Origin of the sequence: Microbacterium sp. MEJ108Y, assembly GCF_000834175.1 — a bacterium.
In the GTDB taxonomy this organism is placed as follows: Bacteria; Actinomycetota; Actinomycetes; order Actinomycetales; family Microbacteriaceae; genus Microbacterium; species Microbacterium forte.
Map to the genome: position 1 here is coordinate 44,508 of NZ_JXQX01000015.1, position 21,780 is coordinate 66,287.

Annotated in this window: 26 protein-coding genes; 14 read left to right on the forward strand and 12 right to left on the reverse strand. The window is 69.9% G+C overall.

All coding sequences use genetic code 11. The features are described 5' to 3' along the window. Positions 1 to 27: 27 nt before the first annotated feature. Both RU09_RS09600 and RU09_RS09605 read left to right on the forward strand, forming a co-directional pair. Complete coding sequence (locus tag RU09_RS09600; RefSeq protein WP_042539982.1) at positions 28 to 993, forward strand: TIGR03885 family FMN-dependent LLM class oxidoreductase; 966 nt, start codon at positions 28 to 30, stop codon at positions 991 to 993. Continuing rightward, complete coding sequence (locus tag RU09_RS09605; RefSeq protein ID WP_042539984.1) at positions 990 to 2,654, forward strand: alpha-amylase family protein; 1,665 nt, start codon at positions 990 to 992, stop codon at positions 2,652 to 2,654. The genes RU09_RS09600 and RU09_RS09605 overlap by 4 nt, the downstream gene beginning before the upstream one ends. Positions 2,655 to 2,699: 45 nt before the next feature. On the opposite strand, the gene RU09_RS09610 is transcribed toward RU09_RS09605, so the two are convergent. The 3 genes from RU09_RS09610 to RU09_RS09620 are packed head-to-tail and all read right to left on the reverse strand — an operon-like array spanning position 2,700 to position 4,516. Continuing rightward, positions 2,700 to 3,560 (reverse strand): ADP-dependent NAD(P)H-hydrate dehydratase, encoded by an 861-nt coding sequence (locus RU09_RS09610; protein WP_042539986.1) that lies wholly within the window; start codon positions 3,558 to 3,560, stop codon positions 2,700 to 2,702. Next, complete coding sequence (locus RU09_RS09615; RefSeq protein ID WP_042539988.1) at positions 3,544 to 4,305, reverse strand: histidine phosphatase family protein; 762 nt, start codon at positions 4,303 to 4,305, stop codon at positions 3,544 to 3,546. The genes RU09_RS09610 and RU09_RS09615 overlap by 17 nt, the downstream gene beginning before the upstream one ends. Beyond that, the gene (locus tag RU09_RS09620) at positions 4,265 to 4,516 is read right to left on the reverse strand and encodes a hypothetical protein (protein WP_042539990.1); all 252 of its coding nucleotides are present in this window, start codon (positions 4,514 to 4,516) and stop codon (positions 4,265 to 4,267) included. The genes RU09_RS09615 and RU09_RS09620 overlap by 41 nt, the downstream gene beginning before the upstream one ends. 127 nt (positions 4,517 to 4,643) lie before the next feature. Here RU09_RS09620 and RU09_RS09625 point away from each other — a divergent pair, with 127 nt between their 5' ends. Together RU09_RS09625 and RU09_RS09630 are read left to right on the forward strand one after the other, a co-directional pair. Continuing rightward, entirely contained in the window at positions 4,644 to 5,036 is a 393-nt protein-coding gene (locus RU09_RS09625) for a hypothetical protein (protein ID WP_042539993.1), read from the forward strand. Between the two features lie 18 nt (positions 5,037 to 5,054). Next, entirely contained in the window at positions 5,055 to 5,669 is a 615-nt protein-coding gene (locus RU09_RS09630; protein WP_042540139.1) for a cyclodeaminase/cyclohydrolase family protein, read from the forward strand. On the opposite strand, the gene RU09_RS09635 is transcribed toward RU09_RS09630, so the two are convergent. Genes RU09_RS09635 through RU09_RS09650 form a run of 4 tightly spaced genes read right to left on the reverse strand, consistent with a single transcriptional unit; the run spans position 5,655 to position 9,779 of the window. Further along, positions 5,655 to 6,506 (reverse strand): galactosyltransferase-related protein, encoded by an 852-nt coding sequence (locus tag RU09_RS09635; RefSeq protein ID WP_231567501.1) that lies wholly within the window; start codon positions 6,504 to 6,506, stop codon positions 5,655 to 5,657. The two genes, RU09_RS09630 and RU09_RS09635, sit on opposite strands and share 15 nt — an antisense overlap. Beyond that, positions 6,503 to 7,528 carry a glycosyltransferase gene (locus RU09_RS09640; RefSeq protein WP_042539995.1) on the reverse strand — a complete coding sequence of 342 codons (1,026 nt, stop codon included), beginning with the start codon at positions 7,526 to 7,528 and terminating at the stop codon, positions 6,503 to 6,505. The genes RU09_RS09635 and RU09_RS09640 overlap by 4 nt, the downstream gene beginning before the upstream one ends. Further along, a complete protein-coding gene (locus RU09_RS09645; protein WP_052492923.1) occupies positions 7,525 to 8,670 on the reverse strand; it encodes a glycosyltransferase in 1,146 nt (381 codons plus the stop codon). The genes RU09_RS09640 and RU09_RS09645 overlap by 4 nt, the downstream gene beginning before the upstream one ends. Continuing rightward, positions 8,667 to 9,779, reverse strand: coding sequence for a glycosyltransferase (locus RU09_RS09650; RefSeq protein WP_197065993.1), 1,113 nt, complete (start codon positions 9,777 to 9,779; stop codon positions 8,667 to 8,669). Before RU09_RS09650 ends, RU09_RS09645 begins: the two co-directional genes overlap by 4 nt. 85 nt (positions 9,780 to 9,864) lie before the next feature. On the opposite strand from RU09_RS09650, the gene RU09_RS09655 reads away from it, so the two are divergent. From RU09_RS09655 to RU09_RS09670, 4 genes are read left to right on the forward strand one after another with little or no spacing between them, the layout of a single operon-like run. Then, positions 9,865 to 10,794, forward strand: coding sequence for a WcbI family polysaccharide biosynthesis putative acetyltransferase (locus tag RU09_RS09655; RefSeq protein WP_042539997.1), 930 nt, complete (start codon positions 9,865 to 9,867; stop codon positions 10,792 to 10,794). Continuing rightward, positions 10,791 to 11,765: a hypothetical protein gene (locus RU09_RS09660; protein WP_042540145.1), complete on the forward strand. Its 975-nt coding sequence runs from the start codon at positions 10,791 to 10,793 to the stop codon at positions 11,763 to 11,765. Before RU09_RS09655 ends, RU09_RS09660 begins: the two co-directional genes overlap by 4 nt. Next, positions 11,762 to 13,063: a glycosyltransferase family 2 protein gene (locus RU09_RS09665; protein ID WP_052492926.1), complete on the forward strand. Its 1,302-nt coding sequence runs from the start codon at positions 11,762 to 11,764 to the stop codon at positions 13,061 to 13,063. Before RU09_RS09660 ends, RU09_RS09665 begins: the two co-directional genes overlap by 4 nt. A 15-nt stretch (positions 13,064 to 13,078) precedes the next feature. Continuing rightward, positions 13,079 to 13,372: a DUF7882 family protein gene (locus RU09_RS09670; protein ID WP_042540001.1), complete on the forward strand. Its 294-nt coding sequence runs from the start codon at positions 13,079 to 13,081 to the stop codon at positions 13,370 to 13,372. 24 nt (positions 13,373 to 13,396) lie between these two features. Here the strand turns inward: RU09_RS09670 and RU09_RS09675 are convergent, their stop codons facing one another. Beyond that, entirely contained in the window at positions 13,397 to 13,678 is a 282-nt protein-coding gene (locus tag RU09_RS09675) for a hypothetical protein (RefSeq protein ID WP_042540003.1), read from the reverse strand. Between the two features lie 109 nt (positions 13,679 to 13,787). Between RU09_RS09675 and RU09_RS09680 the strand changes: the two genes are divergently transcribed. Then, positions 13,788 to 14,114, forward strand: coding sequence for a hypothetical protein (locus tag RU09_RS09680; RefSeq protein ID WP_042540005.1), 327 nt, complete (start codon positions 13,788 to 13,790; stop codon positions 14,112 to 14,114). A gap of 38 nt (positions 14,115 to 14,152) precedes the next feature. Here the strand turns inward: RU09_RS09680 and dinB are convergent, their stop codons facing one another. Both dinB and RU09_RS09690 read right to left on the reverse strand, forming a co-directional pair. Beyond that, positions 14,153 to 15,349 (reverse strand): DNA polymerase IV, encoded by a 1,197-nt coding sequence (gene dinB, locus RU09_RS09685; protein WP_042540008.1) that lies wholly within the window; start codon positions 15,347 to 15,349, stop codon positions 14,153 to 14,155. A gap of 50 nt (positions 15,350 to 15,399) precedes the next feature. Beyond that, complete coding sequence (locus RU09_RS09690; protein WP_228385572.1) at positions 15,400 to 16,062, reverse strand: arsenate reductase/protein-tyrosine-phosphatase family protein; 663 nt, start codon at positions 16,060 to 16,062, stop codon at positions 15,400 to 15,402. Positions 16,063 to 16,178: 116 nt separating this feature from the next. On the opposite strand from RU09_RS09690, the gene RU09_RS09695 reads away from it, so the two are divergent. The 4 genes from RU09_RS09695 to RU09_RS09710 all read left to right on the forward strand — a co-directional run bounded on the left by RU09_RS09695 (position 16,179) and on the right by RU09_RS09710 (position 18,376). Continuing rightward, a complete protein-coding gene (locus tag RU09_RS09695) occupies positions 16,179 to 16,439 on the forward strand; it encodes a DUF6458 family protein (RefSeq protein ID WP_042540012.1) in 261 nt (86 codons plus the stop codon). A gap of 7 nt (positions 16,440 to 16,446) precedes the next feature. Beyond that, complete coding sequence (locus RU09_RS09700) at positions 16,447 to 17,121, forward strand: phosphatase PAP2 family protein (protein ID WP_042540014.1); 675 nt, start codon at positions 16,447 to 16,449, stop codon at positions 17,119 to 17,121. Further along, positions 17,118 to 17,930 (forward strand): DUF1206 domain-containing protein, encoded by an 813-nt coding sequence (locus RU09_RS09705; RefSeq protein WP_042540016.1) that lies wholly within the window; start codon positions 17,118 to 17,120, stop codon positions 17,928 to 17,930. The genes RU09_RS09700 and RU09_RS09705 overlap by 4 nt, the downstream gene beginning before the upstream one ends. Before the next feature lie 92 nt (positions 17,931 to 18,022). Beyond that, positions 18,023 to 18,376 (forward strand): hypothetical protein, encoded by a 354-nt coding sequence (locus tag RU09_RS09710; protein ID WP_042540017.1) that lies wholly within the window; start codon positions 18,023 to 18,025, stop codon positions 18,374 to 18,376. A 63-nt stretch (positions 18,377 to 18,439) separates the two neighbouring features. Here the strand turns inward: RU09_RS09710 and RU09_RS09715 are convergent, their stop codons facing one another. Both RU09_RS09715 and RU09_RS09720 read right to left on the reverse strand, forming a co-directional pair. After that, the gene (locus tag RU09_RS09715) at positions 18,440 to 19,465 is read right to left on the reverse strand and encodes a zinc-dependent alcohol dehydrogenase family protein (RefSeq protein ID WP_042540147.1); all 1,026 of its coding nucleotides are present in this window, start codon (positions 19,463 to 19,465) and stop codon (positions 18,440 to 18,442) included. 41 nt (positions 19,466 to 19,506) lie between these two features. After that, the gene (locus RU09_RS09720; protein ID WP_042540148.1) at positions 19,507 to 20,751 is read right to left on the reverse strand and encodes a multidrug effflux MFS transporter; all 1,245 of its coding nucleotides are present in this window, start codon (positions 20,749 to 20,751) and stop codon (positions 19,507 to 19,509) included. Between the two features lie 102 nt (positions 20,752 to 20,853). On the opposite strand from RU09_RS09720, the gene RU09_RS09725 reads away from it, so the two are divergent. Beyond that, positions 20,854 to 21,744: a helix-turn-helix transcriptional regulator gene (locus RU09_RS09725; protein ID WP_042540019.1), complete on the forward strand. Its 891-nt coding sequence runs from the start codon at positions 20,854 to 20,856 to the stop codon at positions 21,742 to 21,744. Positions 21,745 to 21,780 lie beyond the last annotated feature (36 nt).

Consider the following 21,780-nt stretch of genomic DNA (forward strand, 5'->3'; position numbering starts at 1 on the left):
GGCCCTGTTCGTTGCAAGACTCGGCGCATGGTCTTCATCGGTTTTCATGCCTCGCACGAGCAGATCGCACCCAGCGCGCTTCTCGACGCGGTGATCGGCGCCGAACGCGCGGGGTTCGACGGAGCCATGTGCTCCGACCACCTCGCGCCGTGGACCAGAGCCCAGGGCGAGTCCGGCTTCGCGCTGAGCTGGATCGCGGCCGCGCTCGCCTGCACGGAATTCTCGATCGGGATGGTCAATGCCCCCGGGCAGCGCTATCACCCGGTGATGATCGCCCAGGCATTCGCGACTCTCGAGGAGATGTTCCCCGGTCGCTTCTGGGCGGCGATGGGCAGCGGCGAGGCGGTCAACGAGCACGTGACCGGCGATGCCTGGCCCGAGAAGCGGGTCCGCAACGAGCGACTGCGCGAGAGCGTCGACGTGATCCGCCGACTGATCGAGGGCGAAGAGGTCGACCATGACGGCCTGGTGCGTGTCCACGAAGCGCGAGTGTGGAGCAGGCCGGCCGAACCACCGCCCCTGTTCGCGACCGCGGTGAGCGCCGAGACCGCGGAGTGGGCAGCCTCGTGGGCGCAGGGTCTCGCGACCGTGATCCAGGAGCCCGCCGCGCTGCAGCGGGTCGTCGACGCCTACCGAGGCGCCGGGGGCTCTGGCCCCTGCATCCTGCAGGTGCACCTCAGCCTCGCGGAGAGCGACGAGGCGGCGTTCGCCATCGCCCGCGAGCAGTGGACCAACGGTCTGCTCTCGCCCCCGCAGACCTGGGATCTCGAGCAGCCCGAGGACTTCGAGGCGGCGGTGGCCGGCCTCGACAGGAACGAGCTGCGAAAGGCCGTGCTGATCGACCATGACGCCTCGGCGTTGGCCGGCCGCATCGCCGATCTCGCGGAGATCGGATTCGATCGCGTGTATCTGCACCACGTCGGCACCGAGCAGTCGTACTTCCTCGCCGCCGCAGAAGCCGAGCTCATCCCCGCACTCAAGGAGCGACTGTGAAGATCACCGATACGAGCGACCTCTGGTGGAAGACCGCGGTCGTCTACTGCCTCGATGTCGAGACCTTCCTCGACTCGAACGGAGACGGGGTCGGCGACCTGCAGGGCCTCGCCCAGCGGATCGACTACCTGTCGCAGCTCGGCGTCACCTGCCTGTGGCTGATGCCGTTCTATCCGAGCCCCGACCGTGACGACGGCTACGACGTCAGCGACTTCTACGGCGTCGACTCGCGCCTCGGCACCCACGGCGACTTCGTCGAGGTCATCCGCACCGCGCGCGATCGGGGGATGCGGGTGATCGTCGACCTGGTCATCAACCACACCTCCGACCGGCATCCGTGGTTCCTCGCCGCCAAGCGCAGCGTCGACTCGCCCTACCGGGACTATTACGTCTGGCGCGACGACGCGCCTCCGAAGGGTCAGAAGAACGAGGTCTTCCCCGGCCAGGCGAACGGCATCTGGGGCAAGGACGAGAAGTCGGGGCAGTGGTATCAGCACAGCTTCTACGAGCACCAGCCCGACCTGAACATCGCCAATCCCCGCGTGCGCGACGAGATCGCGAAGATCATCGGGTTCTGGCTGCAGCTGGGCGTCTCGGGGTTCCGCGTCGATGCCGTACCGTTCCTCCTCGAGATCCCCGAGGGCGCCGGCATCCCCGAGCCGCACGATCTGCTGCGCGACATCCGCCGGTTCCTGCAACGCCGGTCGAGCGAGGCGATCCTGCTCGGCGAGGTCAACCTGCCCTACGACGAGCAGGTGCAGTACTTCGGTGGTGACGACGGCGACGAGCTCACGATGCAGTTCGACTTCGTCGGGATGCAGTCGCTGTACCTGTCGTTCGCGCGCAAGGACCCCGCGCGTCTGATCGAAGCGCTGCGGGCCCGACCCGTGCTCGGCTCTGAGGTGCAGTGGGCGAACTTCCTGCGCAACCACGACGAGCTGACCCTCGACAAGCTCAGTGACAGCGAGCGGAACGAGGTGTTCGAGGCGTTCGCGCCCGACGAGCGGCAGCGGGTGTTCGGACGAGGCATCACCCGGCGCCTCCCGCCGATGCTCGACGGCGATCCGCGCCGCATCCGCATGGCCTACAGCCTGCTATTCACCCTGCCCGGCACGCCTGTGCTCTTCTACGGTGAGGAGATCGGCATGGGCGAGAACATCGAGATCCCGGGCAGGGAGGCCGTGCGGACTCCGATGCAGTGGTCCGACGATCGCAACGGAGGATTCTCGGATGCCGCGCCCAGCCGGCTCGTCGCCCGTCCGCCGTCCGACGGGTATGCGCCGGAGCACGTGAACGTCGCCGCCCAGCTGGCCGACCGCGGCTCACTGCTGTACTTCATCCGCGCTCTCACCTCGAGCTACCGGATCTCGCCGGAACTCGGATGGGGCACGCTCGAGGTCATCGACCAGCCTGCCGAGTCGCTGCTCGTGCACTCGCTCTCGGCGGACGTCGGCCGGATGATCGCCCTCCACAACTTCGCAGAGGTGCCGGTGACCACGTCCTTCCGGCTGTCCGACGAGCCGGAGGGCACGACTCTCGTCGACCTCCTCGAGGCGTCACGCCTGGCACTCGACGCAAAGGGCGGGGTCGAGCTGGAGGTGCCGGCGTACGGCTACCGCTGGCTTCGCGTATCGCGTCCCGGTGATGGCCGAGTGACCTGACCGGCGACGCACCTCGTCGGCTCCCGGGTGCCGCAGATCGTCGTGTCAGTCGCCGGCGTCGCGTGCACCCTGCACCTCGAGCACCACGGCGGGGAGCTCTCCGGCCAGTTCGCGGGCGAGGAACCCGAGGCCCATCCGCTCGGCCAGCCGGTCGCCCGCGCGGGCATGTGCCCAGGCCCCCCACACCGCAGCGCGTTCCGGGTCGAGCCCTCGGGCCGCGAAACCCGTGATGGTGCCTGCGGCCACATCTCCCGAACCGGCGGTGCCGAGGCCGGGTCCGCCGACATCGAGGCGCCACACCGCACCCGACGGCGCGACGACCGCGGAGTAGCAGTGGATCACGGCATCGAGCTCTCGTGCGAGGGGCCGAAGGTCGCTGAAGAGGTCATCGACAGGGCGCCCCAGCAGCAGCTCTGCTTCGTCGAGGTTGGCATTGATGATCAGGGACCGCGGAAGATCGGACCGCGGCACCTCTCTCACGGCTCCGACGGCGAAGGCGTCGACGACGAGGCAGGCGATGTCGTGGCCTGCCAGCCGCCGCAGCCACTCGGCGGCATGCTCCGGATCATCCAACCCCGGCCCGACCAGGACCGCATCGGCCCCGTCGAAGGCCGTGCTCAGGGCATCCGGTGTCGGCTCGTCTGCACCGGGCGACTCGTAGATCCCTGCTTCGGGCACGGTGATGCGCACGACATCGGCGATGGCGGCATCGGTCGTCACGGCGACCTTTCCCGCTCCGACGCGCAGCGCAGCCTCGGCGGCCAGGACGACCGCGCCCGCCGACAGAGGGGAGCCGCCGATGATCATCGCCGTTCCCCGGGAATTCTTCGAGTCGCCGGGGTCGGGGAGTCCCCACTGCCGCAACAGCCGCGGCGTGACGGTCGTCGGCTCACTCGGGACGGACATCGGGGCTCCCTGGGTGCACGGTGACCGCCGCACCCAGCTGCTCGAGGTGGCTCACATCCGAGAAGTCGATGAGTCGCCACTGCTCACCGTCGAACCGGAGCCGCGTCACGGAGGCGTTGAGGACGGTGTTCGCGGACGCGAACTCCATGAGGCGCTTCTCGTCCATCCCGGTCAGCAGCGCGATCAGCAGCACGACGACCGCATCGTGGGCGACGACCAGTCCCACTCGCGCATCCGCATCGAGTGCGTCGTGCAGGAACGACCGCAGACGAAGCGCGACGTCGGCCCAGGACTCGCCACCGGGTGGCCGGTGATAGTACTTGCCCAGACGCGCGCGACGAACGGCCTCCTCGGGGTGCCGCGCGGCGACGCCCCACCGCGTCAGCAGATCGAGGATGCCGAGCTCCCTGTCGCGCAGTCGCTCGTCGGTGAGCACCTGCTCGACGGCCGGGGCGTCTTCCATGCTGAGCGCGAACGTCTGCTGTGCACGCAGGTACGGCGACAACCAGGCGACCTGCGGCGAGATGGCGCCGCCGTGCAGTGCGGCCGACAGCGCCCGCGACTGTTCTGCACCTGTCGCCGACAACGGCACGTCGGCATCTCGGCTCGCGAGCTCGATCATCTCTGCGCGCGCTGCCTCCGCTGCGGTCGCGGCGATGTTACCCACACTCTCCCCGTGCCTGACCAGCCACAGCTCTTCCACGTCACAGCTCCCAATCGTCGAACGGAAGGCTCCAGGGGCCATGGTCCGGCTCGACGTGGTCGTCTTTCTCGACCGAGATCACCACCCGTGTCGTCGCGCGGATGAGCACGCTGATGCTGCGCCCTTCGGCAGACAGGGTCACGAACGCCGGCGGCGAGGACGCAGCCGCTTCGATCTCAGCCATGATCTCGTTCAGGGGCTGATCGTCCTGAAGCACGAAGCTTCTGCCGTCGATCTCAATATGAGTTCTCACGGTTCTCCTTCCCCTCGTGGGCGACGTTAGGCGAGACGGTCGAGTGTGCAGAGGGCCTTGCGCCCGGGGCGCGCAGTGGTTAGCGGTTTCGCCGCCGAGCGCGGGCGGCACTCTCTACGATGGGGTGATGCAGGTCTTGGACACTCTCGCTCTCGTCGGTGAGGTGCTCTCCTGGGTGGGCCTCGGCATCGGTCTGCCGCTGCTTCTGCTGGCGTTCCTCATCCGCACCGTCGAGGGAGCGTGGCTGCCGATCGAGATCGCGGTCATCGAGCGCGAGGGCTCTCTGATCGGCCGCTGGTTCGCCGGCGGCGACTTTCACGAGAGGGCTCTGAGAGGGCACGAGGCCGCCACGGCGGATGACGGCTGGGCCGACGGAGTGGTCAGCGCGAACAACCCCGCCCGTGCGCGGGTGGGCGAACCGCCTCACACGCGGCGCGTCATCCTGACCCTGGGGATCGTGTTCGCCGGAGTCGGATTCGTGGGACTCGTCGTGTCGCTGCTGCCGCTGCTGATGTCCTAGCTCGATAGTGTGACGCTCATGCAGGACTCCGCCGACATCCCCCCGTCCACCCCTCTGGATGACTGGTTGGACGCACTGAGTCGACCGACGGGTTCTCCCGGGGGAGGTGCGGCGTCCGGTGTGATGCTGGCGATCGCCGCCTCTCTGATGAGCATGGTCGGCGGGTATTCCGATGACGATCCGCGAGCGGCGGACACCGTCGACCGCCTCGCCCGGCAGCGGGCTGAGGCGCTGCGAGCGGTCGAGGCGGATGGCGTCGTCTCTTCGAGCTTCGGGGCGGCGCTCGCTCTGCCGAGCGACGACCCCTCCCGCGACGAGCGCGTGCGCAACGCCGCTGTCGAGGCGGCCCGATCAGCGGCGCAGGTCGGCGTGATCGGCGTGGCCATGCTGTGCGACCTGCGCGTGCTCGTCGAGGCGGGCAACCCGCATATCGTCGTCGATCTCGCGGTGGCGGCGGAGGCGCTCCGTGCCGGACTGTCGGGGGGAGCCATGAACATTCGCGCGAACCTGCAGATCGCGCGTCGTCACGGCGCCGAGACGCTCGCCGATCTCGAGGCCGAGGTCGAGCGCGTCGCGGGTGCGGAGCGAGAGGTCGGGGAGATCATCCGAGAGCTGTCCTCACGCCTGGACTGAGCGAACGCCGGTGCCCGATGCGACCCGGCGATATCCGTCGCCGTGGGGTTCGACCGCGCCGCCCTCGATGAAGCTGTCTATCCAGCCGCGCATCGGCCACTCGCCCCAGCGCTCGGCGAACAGGGCGCCGTTGCGCAGGATGTCGTCGAGGTGGCGCCACGGCGGAGAACCGGCCGGGTGCCACTGGTGGTAGGCGTGTGCGCCGCCGACCCACTGCACTCGCATGTCGAGAGACCGAGCCCGTCGGCCCAGGTCGGTGTCTTCGGCGCCATACCCTTCATACGCCTCGTCGAAGCCGCCGAGACGCGTCCACGTCTCAGCGGTCACTGCGAACGACAGCGACCAGAAGAGATCGAACTCGTCATCGGTCGCCGTCACCACGTCGCCGTCCGGTGGCAGGGGACGAGCCGGATGCGGTCGGGTCATGGTGCCGAGGTCGACCATCCTCGACGGACGCTGCACGCTGTGCAGGTAGGTCACCGGTCCGCAGAGCAGGTCGTGCGGATGGTCCCGTGCTGCGTCGACGTATCTCTCGAGCAGGTCCGGACCCGGCAGGCAGTCGACATCGAGGAACACGAGCAGGTCGACACCGTGATCCAGTGCGAGGGCGGCGGCGGCGTTGCGCGCCGCACCGACGCGCATGCCGTCGCGGCCGGGCGGCACATGCACGGACAGAACTGACGGCACTGCGGGCGGTGCGTCGACGTCGAGCCACGCCTCGACACGCACGACCTCGATGCCCGGCGTGCGCACCTCGGTGAGGAATTGGCGCTGGCGCTGCAGGTGGTCGAGACGGTTCATCGATGCCGGGGTGATGACGGCGACGCGGATGCTCATCGTGCCAGCTCCTCGATCGCGGCCGCGGCTCGTGCGGCAGAACCCGACACCTGCCACACGTCCCAGCGGGGAGCGGTGTCGGCTGCGCGCCGGATGCTGTCGACCACCTCGGCGGGCGACGCGTCAGCCGCGACGGTCCGGGCGAGCCCGTGGGCGGCCAGCACGCGGGCCATCTCGCTCTGCTCGTCGAAGGGTCGTTCCTGGGCGATGACGACAGCTCGGGCGTCTGCGGCCGCGAGGTCGGCGATGCTGTTCTGACCCGCCGCGCTGACGACGACGGTCGCACGGCGCAGCAGCGGCCACACGTCGTCGATGCGATCGTCGCTGCCCGCTCCTGCGCTCTCGACGACCCATCCGTCTGCGCTCAGCAGCTCCCTCGTCTGCGCGAGCCGCACCGGGTCGAGCGCGAGGCCGAGGAACAGCACGCGGCGCACGTCGTCAGCGTCTGCGTCTGCGTCTGCCTCGGTGCAAGCGCGGCCGTCGTAGCGCGAGATCGCGCCGACCGATCGCACGCGGTCCTCGCGACCGATGAGGGCCTTCGCGGGGATCGTGCCGGGAGCCCAGGGCGCCAGGATGCGGTCGGCGAGGTCGTAGCCCAGACGGTGCGGAGCGTCGGCGCGATCGCCCGGCTGCGCGACGGAGATCGTCGGCACCCCCAGCAGACGAGCCAGGATCGTGACCTCGACGCTGACGTCGACGACGAATGCGGACGTCGGGTGAATCGCCACCCATTCCGCGATCGCCGCGAGGCGGGCCTGGTGGCCAGGGTGCCCGAGCGGCGCCCAGTGCAGGGTGCCTCGGGCTGTGACATCGCCAAGCTCATGCGCCTCGCGGCTCACACCGTCGGGCCCCACGACGGCGTCGGAGTCGGAGGGCAGCTGGACCCATACGGTCTCCGGCGGCAACGAGGCGGGTTCGGGAAGGCTCGAGAACACCGTCACCTCGTCTCCGAGGTGCGGGCGGATCGCTTGCATCCGGGTCATGTGGCCCCAGCCGTGATGATGCACGTACCAGCCGATCATGCTCCGACCGCCTCTGCGTCGGCGAGCTCGTGCGCGGGCACCGCGCTCTGAGCGGCGACGGTGAGGACCCGCTCGATCTCGCGGTGCCTATGATCGAGCGAGTGGCGCGCGGAGGCGGCCTCGCGCACGACTCGACGCGACAGCCCCAGCCGTGTCTGCTCGACCAGCGCCGTCGCGGCGTGGGCGAGTGCATCGGTGTCGGCGGAGGGCACGATGGCGGTGCCGGGGATCCCGGCCAGCACTTCGCTGGTGCCGCCGGAGTCGAAGGCGGCGACGGGCGTGCCGGTCATGAGCGCCTCGGCCATCACCAATCCGAAGGGCTCCGACCACACCGGGGTCACCAGAGCGACGGATGCTGCCCCGACGAGGGCCGAGAGCTCGGGCTGACGCAGGGCTCCGACATAGTCGATGCCGTGGCCGAGCAGCGGTCGGACCTCCCGATCGAAGTACGCGGCATCGCCCACGCGGCCGGCGAGCTTCAGCCGCGCGCCTGCCCGCCGCGCGGCGATGATGGCGAGGTGCGGCGCCTTCTCGGGCACGATCCGTCCGAACCACACCCAGTCGCCTCCGCCGGGCCCCAGGCTCCACTGCGCCGTGTCGACGCCGTTGGTGAAGACGAACGCCTCGACGCCCTCGGCCGACCAGGCCCGCGCCGTGTACTGGCTGACCGCGAGGAATCGGTGCGGCGACGTTCCGGTGAGCGCGTTCGAGGCGATCACCATGTCGGCGAGGGGCGGCGTGTGCAGCGTGGTGACGACCGGCACTCCGATGTCACGGCTCCAGAGGATCGGATCCCCGTGGAGACTGTGATTGTCGATGACATCGACGCGTGTCGCGGGGGCGTCGAGCTGATCCCGCACGCGCGCGAAAGCATCCGTCATCAGCCGGCGGTGGCCCTCGGGGAAGTCGGTGTCGGACGCATCCCGTGACTGATGCCAGCGAGGGCTCGGCAGGTGCAGATCGATGTCGGCGCCCAGGAAGTCCGACCCTTCGGCCGCACAGAGCTGCACGTCGTGGCCACGGCTGCGCAGCCAGCGCACGCGGTTCCAGACCACGGCCTCCAGGCCGCCGGCGTGCGGTTGGCGGAGGGCATGACGCTCGGGGGCGACGACCATCACCCGCAACCGCTCGCGGCCGATCATGCGCGTGCCTCCGTCGAGATTTCGGCGCGTGCGGTGGAGTAGAGCAGGGCGTGCGCGTCGCGCACGGCCTCCCGTTCGGCCACTCTCTCAGAGCGTCGCCGCTCGACCAGCGACGTACGGGGCGACGAGGCGCGCGCATCGGAGGCGAGAGCCACGGCCTCGACCAGCGTCTGCGGGTCGTCGAGGTCGATGACGAAGAAGTCGTCGGGATGCTGGGACTTGATGTGCCCGACGTCGGTTCCCGCCACGGGAACCCCCAGGTCGTAGCAGAGCTCGACCCACCCGGAGTGCGTGCCATGCAGGTAGGGCAGGACGAAGAGGTCGAGTCCTCCGATCCACGCATCGATGCCGGCGTCGCTCAGACGCGGAGTGCGCCGCACGCGCACGGCGGGGTGCTCTTCGGCGACCGCGGTCACGCGAGCTGCTGTCGCGTCATCGCGGACGCGCTCGTGCATCAGCAGCTCGAACTCGACGGCTCGCCCTGTCTGTGCGAGCAGCGCGGCAGCATCGACGGCTGCGCGCACCGCACGCTCGGCAGCGATGTTGGGGCGCAGGTCTCGCAGGTGGATTCCGACCCGCAGGGTCTCGTCGACCGCGTGCTCGGACACGGCGGCACCGTCGAGCAGAGTGGGGTGAGCCAGCACCCGACTGCTGCGGTGCCACCGGCGTTCGATCTCGTCCGCTGCCGTCGAGGTGAGCGTCAGGAGGTGATCGGCTGTCGGGATGATCACGTCGAGCAGTTCACGATAGGGCCGCTGATCGACCAGCTGCGGGTTCTCCAGGTCGTGCACGGTGTAGACGATCGGCCTGCCGACCCGGTGCGCGGTCTCGAGAGCCTCGCGCAGCTCGCCGGGAGAGAACGACTCGAGCCCGAAGTGCACATGCAGCACGTCGAAGTCGGCACCGTGTGACGCGAGCCACTGCGATGTGAGCGCCACCGGCGGCCACCACACGTCGGCCGGCGCGCCCGGAACAGCAGGGTCGGGCAGCACACGCACACGTCGTGTGTCGGTGATCGCGCGCACGTAGGGGTGGGCGGCCGGGATCGAGGCGACGCGAATGAAGGCGGGTTCGGTGACGATGTGGTTCTCCGTTGGCGGGCTGAGCACCCGACGTGCGTATATCGCGATGACGGAGAGACCGCGCTGCAATGGGGACGCAAGACTGATGAGATCGAGGGGGTACGTTCGAATCATGAGCCATGATCCCGAACTACGCACGGCCGTTGCGCCGGCTGGCTCCCTGGTGCTAGCGCGCCGCCAACACTACTCGGAGTTCTACGGTCTGGCTCCGCTTCCCGAAAGCTACGGCGTCGTCCTCGGCAACTGCCAGGCCGAATCGCTGCGCATGGTGATGGACGCTCCCGAGCACCGCTTCGTGCGCGTACCCGCCGTGCACGAGATGACCGCCGACGACGCCACGCGCCTGCACGAGATCGTCCGCACCGCCGACACCGTCGTGAGTCAGCCCATCCGTGACGACTATCGCGATCTGCCGTTGGGCACGCGCCAGATCGCCGCGGCGACGGATGCCCGCGTGCTGACCGTGCCGCCGGTGCGCTTCGCGGGCCTGCATCCGTTCCAAGCCGCGATCCGCGTGCCCGGCGTCGAGGGAGACCCGCCGATCGTGGCCTATCACGACATCCGCACGCTCGCTGCCGCCGCAGGCATCCCGGTCGTCGCCGCGCTCGCACCCGACGAGGTGCGTGCCGTGGGGGAGTCGTCGATCGACACGCTGCGCGTCCGCGAGCAGAGCGCCGACGTGCGGGTCTCCGACCTGTTCGACTCGGTCACGGCCGATCACGCGCGCACCGTCAACCACCCGGGCGACGCGGTGTGGATGCCGCTGGGGGCTCGCCTGCTCGAAGCCCTCGGCCACACCGGCGGCCCGACCGATCCCGGGCGTCCGCTGCTGAATTCGGTGCGGGCGCCGCTGCACCCGGAGGTCGTCGAGGCGTGGGAGCTGACCGACGAGCCGCGCGCGCACTGGATCGTCGACGGCGCACCGATCGACGACGCCGAGGTGCGGGCCGCTCACCTCGAGTGGTACGCCGCCCACCCCGGGTTCGTCGATGCCGCCCTGACGCGCCTCGCCCCTCTGCTCGACGTGTGGCGGGCGCGATGAGCGCCGCTCCGTTGCTGCTCGTGCACGCCGGAACCCACGGCGTCGCCATGTACGAGCGTGAGATGGCCTCCGCCGTACGGGCACAGGAGCCGTCGATCCGCACGATCGACGCGGCCGATCTGGATGCGACGCCCGCGGATGCCGCGCTGCACGTGCACTTCACGGATCGTCTGTGGGGTGATTCTCCCGAGCAGGCGTCGCAGGCGTTCACCGCTCTCGCCGCGCGGCGGCCGGTCAGCGTCACCCTGCACGACGTGCCGCAGGCGTCGGACGGCGAGCGCAATCTGCCCCGTCGGCGGGAGGCCTACGCAGCCGTGGCCGCGGCGGCGCGAGGGGTGGCCGTCAACAGCGATCACGAGCGTGCGCTGCTCCGTGAAGAGGGGGTCTGGTCGGGACCGGCGGCGAGCATTCCGCTGCCGGTGGACCTCGAGACCGACGCGGGGCGGATGCCGACGGACGGGTCGGTCGGTGTGCTCGGCTACTTCTATCCCGGCAAGGGACATGACGAGGCGGCCCGCGCGGCCGCGCAGGCGGGCATCGGCAGGATGACGGTTCTCGGCCGTGCCTCGGAGGGGCATGCCGCCGAACTCGAGGACTTCGTGCGCCGAGCGGGCGCCCTCGGGGTCGAGGTCGAGGTGACAGGCTGGCTCGACGACGCGGAGATCGCGCGGCGGGGCCGCGCTGTGTCGGTGCCGGTGATCGCGCATCGTCATGTGTCGGCATCCGGCTCCCTGGCGTCGTGGATCGGCTGGGGTCGCCGACCGGTCGCGGTGCGCAACCGCTACATGGACGAGATGGCGACACTGCGCCCCGGGACTCTGCACACGGTCGACGAACCCGAGCTCGCGGTGGCGGTGCGGCGCGCCTTCGAACACCCGGAGTCGACCTGGCACGGCCTGACGAGGCTGCCGATGTCGTGGCCGGAGGCGGCTGAGGCGTACGTGCGCTGGTGGAGAGGGCTGGCCCGGTGACGCGGCGGCCCTGGGTCGTCGGCAACAGGTGGGACACGCTCGACGGCGTCGACCCCGAAACCCTGCCGAGAGTGTCGGTGATCGTGGCCCACTATGAGCAGCCGGCCGAGCTCGCCCGCACGCTGTCCGCCCTGTCGGTGCAGGACTATCCGCACGAGCTTCTCGAGATCGTCGTCGCCGACGACGGCTCCGCCGGCGATGTCCGCGTGCCGGACGGGGTGATCCTCGTGCGCCAGGACGACCGGGGCTTCCGGCTCGCGGCCGCACGCAATCTCGGCGTGCGCGCGAGCAGTGGCGACGTGCTCTGCTTCCTCGATGCCGACACCGCCCCCGAACCCGGGTACGTGCGAGAGCTCACCCGGCTTCCGGCGCTGCTTCCCGAGGCCGTCACCGTCGGACGCCGTCGGCACGCGGACTTCTCGGGCATCGCCCCGGAGACCCCCGTGCTCGAGGCGGTGGTCGACCGTGAGCTCCCCGAGCCGACGTGGCTCGCGCAGGAGTACGCCCGAAGCCGCGATCTGCTCGACGCCGATGACCGGTCATACCGGTTCGTCATCGGCGCGGTGATCGCCTGCTCACGCCGCCTGTTCGACGAGACCGGCGGATTCGACGAGTCCTTCTCGGCCTATGGGGGCGAGGACTGGGAGTGGGCGCATCGGATGTGGCAGGCGGGTGCCGTGCTGGCCCACGTGCCCACGGCCGTGGCGTGGCACGACGGCCCCGAATGGGCCGAGCGCAGCGGTTCGGGGCTCGAGCGCGCGAACGCCCAGACCATGACGCTCGTCTCATCGATTCCGGTCGGCGGTTCCGCCCCGCGAGGTCTGCTGTCCGACGTGCCCGACCTCGTCGTCAGGCTGCGCGGGACCCACACCCCGGAGGCGCTGTTCATCGCCGTGGACTCGATCCTCGCCGCGTTCCCGCTGGCGCGAGTGGTGGTCGATGCGACGATGACCGCCTTCGCGGGCGACCCGCGCATCACGGTCGACGATGGCCCGCTCGACGCCCGGGTGATCTGGGAACTCGATCGACCGGTCGTGGTCCTCGAGCGGGACTGGATCACCGAGCGCATCGCGGGTCTCGGCACGGGCGATGTCGGCGGGGTCGATCTCGTCGATGCCGAGGGCTCGTCGCTGGGCGTGCTGCGCTCGCGGCGGGCGATGCGTCGCGCCGTGCGGTGGGGCACGTCAGACGCCTTCGAATCGCACCGTGCCGTCGCGGACGGCATCCACCTCCTGCGCTCAGACCCGAGGGTGGAGGCCTGGGTCGGAGGATGGGGTTCACGCGATCAGTTCTGCTGAGCGTACAGTTCTCCTATGGGGAAACTGGAGTACAACAGCTCGCGACCGGCGATCGAGATCGAAGAAGTGACCTTGGCGCACGTGAAGATCGTGATCGGCACGAAGCTTCGTCGCAACGAGAGCTTCATGATGACCTGGCTGCCGAAGCCGGAGGCGTCATCGGGCCGCCTGACGATCTGGGTGCACCCTGCCATCCCGCTGGTGTTCGAGTTCGATCTTCCGACCGTGCACGCGATCGACCCCGCGCGGGTCGCTCACATGATGGATCAGCTGAACTCGCGGGGCGAACTGGTGCTCGACCAGCTCTGAGCCCGACGGCCCCGTCGCCCGCGGTCAGAGCAGGTCGTAGTGGCCGCCGTAGGGGAAGTCGACGTCTCCCGTGTCGCGGGCGTCGAAGAGCACGGTCGCCACAGCGATCGAGACCTGTGAGCGGGGCGTGACCAGAAGGCTCACCTGACGATTGCCGACGACGACGAAATCGACGAACCTGCCGGCCGTCGCGATCGCGTCTTCGATGCGACGCTTGAGCTCGCCGAGGTCCTGATCCTGAGCGAGCAGATAGGTCACCCCATCGGCCCGGACCTCCGTCTGGATCATCGTCTTCTGATCTGCCATGGAGTCCACATTACGAGGAAAAGCCTGCCCCGTTCGCAAGTCGCTATCAGTCGCACTGCACCGGGGCAAGGGGCGGACGGAACGGCCCGGACTGCTCTAGAACGGAACCATGCAGACGATCATCTACGGCGGCGACGCCTATCTCACGGGGGACGACATCGCAGATGCGCTGCTGGCATACGGGCGCGCACTGGGCGAAGAGGAGCGTGCCGAGCTCGTGGAGATCCCGGTGCAAGAGCCGGACGGCGCGGTCGTCACCGCGAAGTTCCTGATCGGGCCTGCCAGCCAGATCGTGGCCAAGGAAGTGCCCGGCCGAGGGCCCGAACTCGAAGATCCCGCGCTGGTCGACCGCCTGCGCACGCTCACGCGTGGCGTCGAGTCTCCCACGGCATCGCCGGTGGAGATGCCGGACGGCGTCGCCTACGACCTCGGCTAGAGACGCGGCTGACCCGGCTCACGCGGTGCGCCCATCGGTCACTCGTGCTCGGGGAGTATCGGGCTGGACCACCCGGGATCACGACCCATCTGCGCGGCGCGCGAGACCGACGTCGCGCCGAACCGATCGCGCAGGGTGTCGAGAACCGTGTCGAGGCGTTCTTCGTCTCCCCAGTCGATCGGCAGCTCGGGCTGCATGCGGTCTGCGTGATCGAGGTGCGACAGCGACAACCCGATCAGCGTGATGCCACGTTCAGCGATCTCGGGATGCGCGGCGGCGAGCAGTGCGCGAGCGACCGTGAGCAGGATCGCGGTGCGATCGGTGGCGGATCCGAGCGTGCGCGATCGGGTCGCCTTCGCGAAGTCGCCGAAACGGAGGCGCAGCACCACCGACCGGCAGACCCGGTCTCCGTCGCGCAGCCGTCGCGCGAGGCGGTCGACGATCTGCGTCAGGATCAGATCGAGCTCCTCGGCCGAGCGCGAGCCCGTGCCGAGGGCGCGCTGCGAGCCGATCGATGCGCGGCGGCGGGTCGTGTCGACCGGACGCGGATCCCGCAGGCGGGCGAGGGCGTGCAGGTGCGCGCCGACCGCTGTGCCCAGCATCCGCTCGGCAGTGGCTGCCTCGAGTTCGGCCAGCTGGCCGACCGTGCGGATGCCGTAGCGCTGCAGCTTCTCGGCGGTGACGGCGCCCACGCCCCACAGCCGCTCGACCGGCAGAGGGAGCAGGAACTCCTCTTCGCGTTCGGGTTCGACCACGAGCAACCCGTCGGGCTTGCTGACGGCGCTCGCGACCTTGGCGAGGAACTTCGTGCGGGCGACGCCCACCGAGATGGCCAGCCCGACCTCGGTGCGCACCCGCTCGCGCAGACGCACGGCGACCTCTTCGGGGGTGCCGACGATGCGCCTGAGGCCCCCGACCTCGAGAAAGGCCTCATCGATCGAGAGTCCCTCGACGAGCGGCGTCGTGTCGCGGAAGATCGCGAACACGTCTTTGCTGGCTGCGGAGTACGCCTCCATGCGCGGGGGGACGACCACGGCATCCGGGCACAGCTGCAGCGCCTGTCGTCCGCCCATCGCCGTGCGCACTCCGCGCGCCTTGGCCTCATAGCTCGCAGCGAGCACGACGCCGCCGCCGACGATGACCGGTCGGCCGCGCAGCTCGGGGGCATCGCGTTGCTCGACCGAGGCGTAGAACGCGTCGAGGTCGGCGTGCAGCACGGTGGCTTCGCCCCGCATCCTGTTCTCCCGTCGACGTGCAGATCGTCGCACGCACCGGGGACATCGGCTCAGGCGGCGACGAGGCGAGACGAGAAGGCGCCGATGCGCTGCACGAGCGCATCGAAGGTGGCGTCGAAGGCGGCCGGCGTGCCGATGCGGGCAGGGTCGCGGATCGACCAGTGCAGGTCGTCGCGCTGACCGAGACGCTCGTGGGCGTCGTCGCACACCGTGATCACGAGGTCGCCCTCGGCGAGCACGTCGTCGAGGTGGCGGGGTGGATGGTCGCCGTCGATGACGAGCCCGTGCCGAGCGGCCGCCGCGGTGGCCTCGGGATTCACCATCTCGGCAGGTCGGGTTCCTGCCGAGGCGACGGCCACCGGACTCGTATCGCGCCAGATCGCCTCGGCGAGCTGCGACCGCGCGGAGTTCGCGGTGCAGACGAACAGCACACGGCGAGGCGGGGCGACGCTGGGGGGCGCGAGAGTGGTGAAGACCTCGGGGCGCAGCCCGATGTAGCTGCGCCGTCTGTCGAACTCCGAGCGGGTGCGCGCGATGATCTGCGCTGATTCGAGCACTCCCAGGTGGTGCGCGATGAGGTTCGAGCGCAGGTCGAGAGCCGTCCCGATCTCGGAGGACGACAGATCTCCGAGCGTGAGCAGATCGACGATGCGCAGGCGCGTCTGATCGGCGAGTGCGGCGAAGATGCCGGCGCGGCGTTCGAGATCGGTCATCATTCCCATCCTTACCACGAGACGCAGGGCGTGTCCATGCCCATTGACTCAATCTGCACTGACCCTATTCTGGGCGTCGCGAGTCCGCGAACGCGGCCTCGGAGAGGAATGGACATATGGGTATCGGAAGCGGCATCGCGCTCTTCGTCATCGGAGCGATCCTCGTCTTCGCACTCAACATCGACACCGGCGGCTATGTCGATCTCGACCTGATCGGCTACATCCTCATGGGTGCAGGAGTCGTCGTCTTCCTGATCAGCCTCATTCTCGTGATGCGCAGTCGGCGCACCGAGACCGTCGACCGCACGGCCGTCGACCCCGCGACCGGCGAGCGTGTGACCCGCCGCAGCATCCGCGACAACGAGCCCCTCGCCTGATCTCGGCATGACCGTGGCGCAGCGCGGCACCGGCGCGATCGTCGTCGGTGCCGCAGCGACCCTCGCGTTCGTCGTGCTGCGCGCCGTGGTGGCCCTCGGCGGTCACGAGCCGCTCGCGGTCGACATCTGGTGGCACGACCTCATGGTCGCGCTGAGCAGCGACGCCTGGCTCGTCGTCGCCTGGGTGCCCGCCGTCGTCGGCGGCACGATCGGCATGATCGTGGTCGGAGCGCTGCTGATCGCGGCTCTCCTCTGGCGCGGACGGCGGTGGGATGCGGCGACGCTGGCGATCGCGATGGTCACCGTGGTCGCCATCGGGGCGACCATGGCCGCGGTGATCGGCCGCACGCGCCCGGTCGACTCGCTCGCAGAGAGCGTCGCGACCTCCTTCCCGTCCGGGCACACCGCCGTCGCCACGACCGTGGTGGTGATCCTCGGACTCGTGCTCCGACGCCGGTGGGTCTGGGTCGTCGGTGTCGCGTGGATCGCGCTCATGATGTGGAGCCGCACCTACCTCCACGCCCACTGGCTCAGCGATGTGGTCGCCGGAATGCTCGAGGGCGTCGCCGTCGCCACGTTCGTCTGGGCCTGCGTGGAAGCGACGCGCGCGCGCCGCCTCGCGCGGTCCCGCAGCACGTCAGACATCTCCGAAGAACCGATCGAAAGCCCCGTGAACCCATGAACACTCGCGACTCGGCCGCCTCCACCGCGAGGGCCGCTCAGGACTCCACCGCCTTCCGCGTCCTCGCCCGCGTCGGGTACGTCGTGCTCGGCATCCTGCACATCCTCATCGGCGGGATCGCGATCTCGATCGCCACCGGCGGCGGCGGCGAGAACGCGGATCAGGGCGGTGCCCTGCAGCAGATCCAGGAGTCGCCTGCCGGCGTGTTCCTGCTCTGGCTGATCGTGCTCGGTCTGTTCGCACTGGCGATCTGGCAGATCGCCGAGGCCGTCATCGAGCGCGATCCCGATACGAAGAAGATGTGGGCGCACCGGGCGAAGTTCGTGGGCACAGCCGTCGCCTACCTGGCGATCGGCGCGACGGCTCTGATCTATGCGCTCGGCGGGCAGTCGCAGTCGTCCGAGTCTTCGCAGTCGTTCAGTGCGAGGCTGCTGGCGGCGCCGGCCGGTGTCGTGCTGCTCGTGCTGGTCGGGCTCGGGGTGGCAGCGGTCGGGATCGCCTTCATCGTGCGCGGCATCACCCGCGCGTTCATGGAGCATCTCTCCGTGCCGTCGGCGAAGGCCCGTTCGGGAATCACCGCGTTCGGAGTGGCCGGCTACGTCGCCAAGGGCATCGCGGTCGGCGTCGCCGGCGTGCTCTTCGTCATCGCGGCGCTCACCCACGACCCCGAGACCGCGGGCGGCCTGGACTCGGCGCTGCGTGCTCTGGCCGGGTTGCCCTTCGGCGCTGTGATCCTGTGGGTGGTCGGCGCAGGTCTCGCCCTCTACGGCCTGTTCTGCTTCGCCCGGGCGCGCTACGCCCGCATGTGAGCCGGGCCGATCCGGCTCCGGAGCGCCTATCGAACCGCGACGGGCGGCGCAACCCCGAACCACGGATTCGCGAGCTCGGCGAGGATGGAGAGATGAAGATCGTCTCGTATGCAGGCCAGCAGCTGGTGACCACCGATGACGTGGCAGATTCCCTCGTGACCCTCGCCGCAGCAGTCGCGAAGGAGGGGGAAGCCGACGCGGTCGAGATCCCCATCCTCGTCGGCGGGCGCGAGGACTGCGCCGATCTCGTCATCGGCGTCGGCAACGACCTGCTGGTCGGACCGCACGAGTTCGACGACGACGAGCCGGACTTCACCGAGCACGCGGCGAGGCTGCAGGCGCACCGCCTCTATCCAGACTCCCCGGACGTCGATGACGACTCCGAGCCCGACTGGCACGTGGACGTGGATCTCGACCTCGACAACTCCAGCTCTCTCCCGCACTGAACCCGACTGCTCCCGCGCCCGCGGGAGGACGCGGCGTGCGCCCTCCCGCGTCATCCATGAGGTTCAGTCAGTGGTGAGCAGCACCTTCGTGGCGCGACGCTCGTCCATCGCCTTGTATCCCTCGGCGGCCCGCTCGATCGGGAGCGTCAGGTCGAACACGATGCCCGGATCGATCTGATCGGTCATGATGAGGTCGATCAGCTCGGGGAGGAACCGGCGCACGGGAGCCGGTCCGCCCAAAAGGCTGACGGTCGAGAAGAAGAGGTCGAGTCCGTCGAGCTCGACGCCATGGCTCACGCCGACGTAGCCGACGTGTCCGCCCGGGCGTGTGGCGTGGATCGCCTGCATCATCGACTCCTGCGTGCCGACGGCCTCGATCGTCGAGTGCGCGCCGTACCCGCCGGTGAGCTCCTTGATCTTCGCGACGCCGGCGTCGCCGCGCTCCTCGACGATGTCGGTGGCCCCGAACTTCGTCGCGAGCGCCTGACGGTCGGCATGACGTGACATGGCGATGATGCGCTCGGCTCCGAGCTGCCTGGCGGCGAGGACGGCGAGCAGGCCGACGGCTCCGTCGCCGACCACCGCGACGGTCTTGCCTGGCCCCGCCTCGGCGGCGACAGCGGCGAACCAGCCAGTGCCCAGAACGTCGGATGCCGCCAGCAGGCTGCGGGTCTGCGCGGGTGTCGGGTCGCCCTCGACCACGACGAGGGTGCCGTCGGCGAGGGGGATGCGGGCGTAGTCGGACTGCGTGCCGACCCCGCCCATCATGACCTGGTGGATGCAGCGCGACTGGAAGCCGGCCTGGCAGATCTCGCACGTGTTGTCCGAGGCGACGAACGACCCCACGACGAAGTCGCCGACCTTGATGTCGCGGACCTCGTCGCCGATCTCCTCGACCACGCCGATGTACTCGTGCCCCATCGGCGTGGGGTGATCCACCGGCTCGATGCCGCGGTAGGGCCAGAGGTCCGAGCCGCAGATGCAGGCAGCGGTGACGCGGATGACCGCATCCGTCGGCTCGACGACGGCGGCGCGGGGGATCTCCTCGACGCGGACGTCTCCGGGGGCGTGCATGACGACGGCGCGCATGGTGCGTGTGCTGACGGTGTCTGTGTTCATGATGTTCTCCTTCAGTGAGTGAGGGCGGTGGATGAGGTCGTGGGCGCGGAGTGTCGTGCCGCTCGCCCCTGTGCGGTGCCGATCAGCACCAGGGCGACGGCTGCGAGCGCGGTCGTGGTGACGGTGACCACGCCGAGCGGCAGGATGCTCAAGGCGCCGGCGACGCCGACGAGCGGGGCGGCGATGCCCCCGAAGCCGAACCGCACCATTCCGAGAAGCGACGAGGCGGTGCCGGCGATCTGCGGGTATCCGATCAGAGCGAGGGTCGTGGCCGGGGGAGACGAGATGGAGACGCCCGCGGCGAGGGCGAACAGCGACGCGAGCACGACCCACAGCGGCATCGGCACGAGTCCGGCGGCGAGCAGGCCGATGGCGCCGGCGGTCGCGACCGCGACACCCGCGGCGAGCACCGCGTGCACGTGACCTCGTTCGGAGAAGCGGCCGGCCAGGTGACCGAAGACCATGAATCCTGCCGAGTTCGCGCCGAACGCGAGGGCGTATCCGAGGGGCGACAGGCCGTAGATGTCCTGCAGCACGAACGTCGCGCCGGACAGGTAGGCGAAGAGCGCGGCGTACATCAGCCCCTGGTTCAGGACGGCGCCGACGAAGACGCGGTCTCGGAGGAGCGTCCGATAGTCGCTCAGGGTGCGGGTCAGGCCGCCCGTCGTCCGTGCCTCGATCGGCAGCGTCTCCCTGAACCGTGCGAGCGCGGCGATCAGGATGGCGGTGCCGATGACCGCGAGGAAGACGAAGAGTCCCCGCCAGTCGATGATCGTGTTGAGGAGGCCCCCGAGCAGCGGGCCGACGACCGCCGCGAAACCGCCGACGACGGTGAGCCGCGCATAGAAGCGGATCAGCTCTCGGCCGGAGAACACGTCACGGCCGGCCGCCTGTGCGATCACGATGCCGACGCCGCCGGCGAGTCCTTGGACGAATCGGGCGGCGATCAGCAGCTCGACGGTCGGACTGATCGCGCACAGCGTCGACGTGACGATGTACGCCACGATGCCGATGAGCAGGATGCCGCGGCGTCCGTACCGATCCGACACCGGCCCGGCGATGAGCTGACCGGCCGCGAGACCGATGAGGCAGGCGGTCACGGTGAGCTGCGCGACGGATGTGGCGGCGCCCAGCTCCGCCGTGAGAGCCGGAAGGGCGGGCAGATAGAGGTCCATCGAGATCGGTCCGAACACGGTCAGCAGAAGCAGCAGGGCAGGAAGCACCCGGTCGGCGGAGGGGCGGGCTGCGGATGTCATGCCGTCCACTCTGCGCCTGTCGGGCGCTCTGAGGGAGTCCCTGTCGAGGGGTGTACTGCGAGAGCCTCCCTGCGGAGCGCGGTCGGGGGTAGCGTCCTGAGCATGGACAACAGATCCGAGGTCCGCGAGTTCCTGATGACCCGCCGCGCGCGTGTCGCGCCCGAGTCGGTCGGCATCCCGGCCGGCGGGAACCGACGTGTCGCCGGCCTGCGGCGCAGTGAGGCTGCAGCGCTCGCCGGAGTCAGCGTCGAGTACTACGCGAAGCTCGAGCGCGGCGCGATCGCCGGCGCCTCCGCCGCGGTGCTCGACGCGCTCGCTTCAGCCCTCCAGCTGGACGACGCCGAGCGCGCGCATCTGCTCGACCTCGCCCGCGCGGCCGACGGCATCCCGTCGAGCGGTCGCTCGCGTCGCCGGTCGGCGAAGCCCGGGGTTGCACGACCCAGCCTGCACTGGGCGCTGTCGTCGATCACCGACGCGATCGCGTTCGTCCGGGACCCCCGCCAGAACCTGGTCGCCACGAACGATCTCGCCCGCGCGTTCTACTCGCCGGTGATCGGCGACGGCGGGCGGACGCCGAATCTCGCTCGCTTCCAGTTCCTCGACCCGGCGGCGCGCGACTTCTATCCGGATTGGGATCTCTTCGCTGAGATGTGCGTCGCGATCATGCGCGCCGAGGCGGGGCGCGACCCGCACGACAAGGGGCTGCAGGATCTCGTCGGCGAGCTGTCGACCCGCAGCGAGACGTTCCGGCGACTGTGGGCCGCCCACGACGTGCGCATCCACGGCGCCGGCACGAAGCGGTTCCAGCATCCGCTCGTGGGCGAGCTGACATTGGCGTACGAAGAGCTCGCGATCACCGCCGAACCCGGCAACGTGCTGCTGGTCTACACGGCCGAACCGGGCTCGCCATCCGCTGAGCGCCTCGCGCTGCTCGCCTCGTGGTCGATGACGCAGCGCAGCGCCGAGCCCGCGAACGACACGCGCCGAGGCTGATGCTCGGCCCCACCGAGAGATGGTTGCTCCCGGTCT

Coding starts and splice junctions, on each gene's coding strand:
- RU09_RS09600 (WP_042539982.1), top strand. CDS start 28: ATGGTCTTCATCGGTTTTCATGCCTCGCACGAGCAGATCGCACCCAGC.
- RU09_RS09610 (WP_042539986.1), bottom strand. CDS start 3,560: ATGTCCGTCCCGAGTGAGCCGACGACCGTCACGCCGCGGCTGTTGCGG.
- RU09_RS09615 (WP_042539988.1), bottom strand. CDS start 4,305: ATGGCCCCTGGAGCCTTCCGTTCGACGATTGGGAGCTGTGACGTGGAA.
- RU09_RS09625 (WP_042539993.1), top strand. CDS start 4,644: ATGCAGGTCTTGGACACTCTCGCTCTCGTCGGTGAGGTGCTCTCCTGG.
- RU09_RS09630 (WP_042540139.1), top strand. CDS start 5,055: ATGCAGGACTCCGCCGACATCCCCCCGTCCACCCCTCTGGATGACTGG.
- RU09_RS09635 (WP_231567501.1), bottom strand. CDS start 6,506: ATGAGCATCCGCGTCGCCGTCATCACCCCGGCATCGATGAACCGTCTC.
- RU09_RS09640 (WP_042539995.1), bottom strand. CDS start 7,528: ATGATCGGCTGGTACGTGCATCATCACGGCTGGGGCCACATGACCCGG.
- RU09_RS09645 (WP_052492923.1), bottom strand. CDS start 8,670: ATGATCGGCCGCGAGCGGTTGCGGGTGATGGTCGTCGCCCCCGAGCGT.
- RU09_RS09655 (WP_042539997.1), top strand. CDS start 9,865: ATGAGCCATGATCCCGAACTACGCACGGCCGTTGCGCCGGCTGGCTCC.
- RU09_RS09660 (WP_042540145.1), top strand. CDS start 10,791: ATGAGCGCCGCTCCGTTGCTGCTCGTGCACGCCGGAACCCACGGCGTC.
- RU09_RS09670 (WP_042540001.1), top strand. CDS start 13,079: ATGGGGAAACTGGAGTACAACAGCTCGCGACCGGCGATCGAGATCGAA.
- RU09_RS09675 (WP_042540003.1), bottom strand. CDS start 13,678: ATGGCAGATCAGAAGACGATGATCCAGACGGAGGTCCGGGCCGATGGG.
- RU09_RS09680 (WP_042540005.1), top strand. CDS start 13,788: ATGCAGACGATCATCTACGGCGGCGACGCCTATCTCACGGGGGACGAC.
- dinB (WP_042540008.1), bottom strand. CDS start 15,349: ATGCGGGGCGAAGCCACCGTGCTGCACGCCGACCTCGACGCGTTCTAC.
- RU09_RS09690 (WP_228385572.1), bottom strand. CDS start 16,062: ATGACCGATCTCGAACGCCGCGCCGGCATCTTCGCCGCACTCGCCGAT.
- RU09_RS09695 (WP_042540012.1), top strand. CDS start 16,179: ATGGGTATCGGAAGCGGCATCGCGCTCTTCGTCATCGGAGCGATCCTC.
- RU09_RS09700 (WP_042540014.1), top strand. CDS start 16,447: ATGACCGTGGCGCAGCGCGGCACCGGCGCGATCGTCGTCGGTGCCGCA.
- RU09_RS09705 (WP_042540016.1), top strand. CDS start 17,118: ATGAACACTCGCGACTCGGCCGCCTCCACCGCGAGGGCCGCTCAGGAC.
- RU09_RS09710 (WP_042540017.1), top strand. CDS start 18,023: ATGAAGATCGTCTCGTATGCAGGCCAGCAGCTGGTGACCACCGATGAC.
- RU09_RS09715 (WP_042540147.1), bottom strand. CDS start 19,465: ATGCGCGCCGTCGTCATGCACGCCCCCGGAGACGTCCGCGTCGAGGAG.
- RU09_RS09720 (WP_042540148.1), bottom strand. CDS start 20,751: ATGACATCCGCAGCCCGCCCCTCCGCCGACCGGGTGCTTCCTGCCCTG.
- RU09_RS09725 (WP_042540019.1), top strand. CDS start 20,854: ATGGACAACAGATCCGAGGTCCGCGAGTTCCTGATGACCCGCCGCGCG.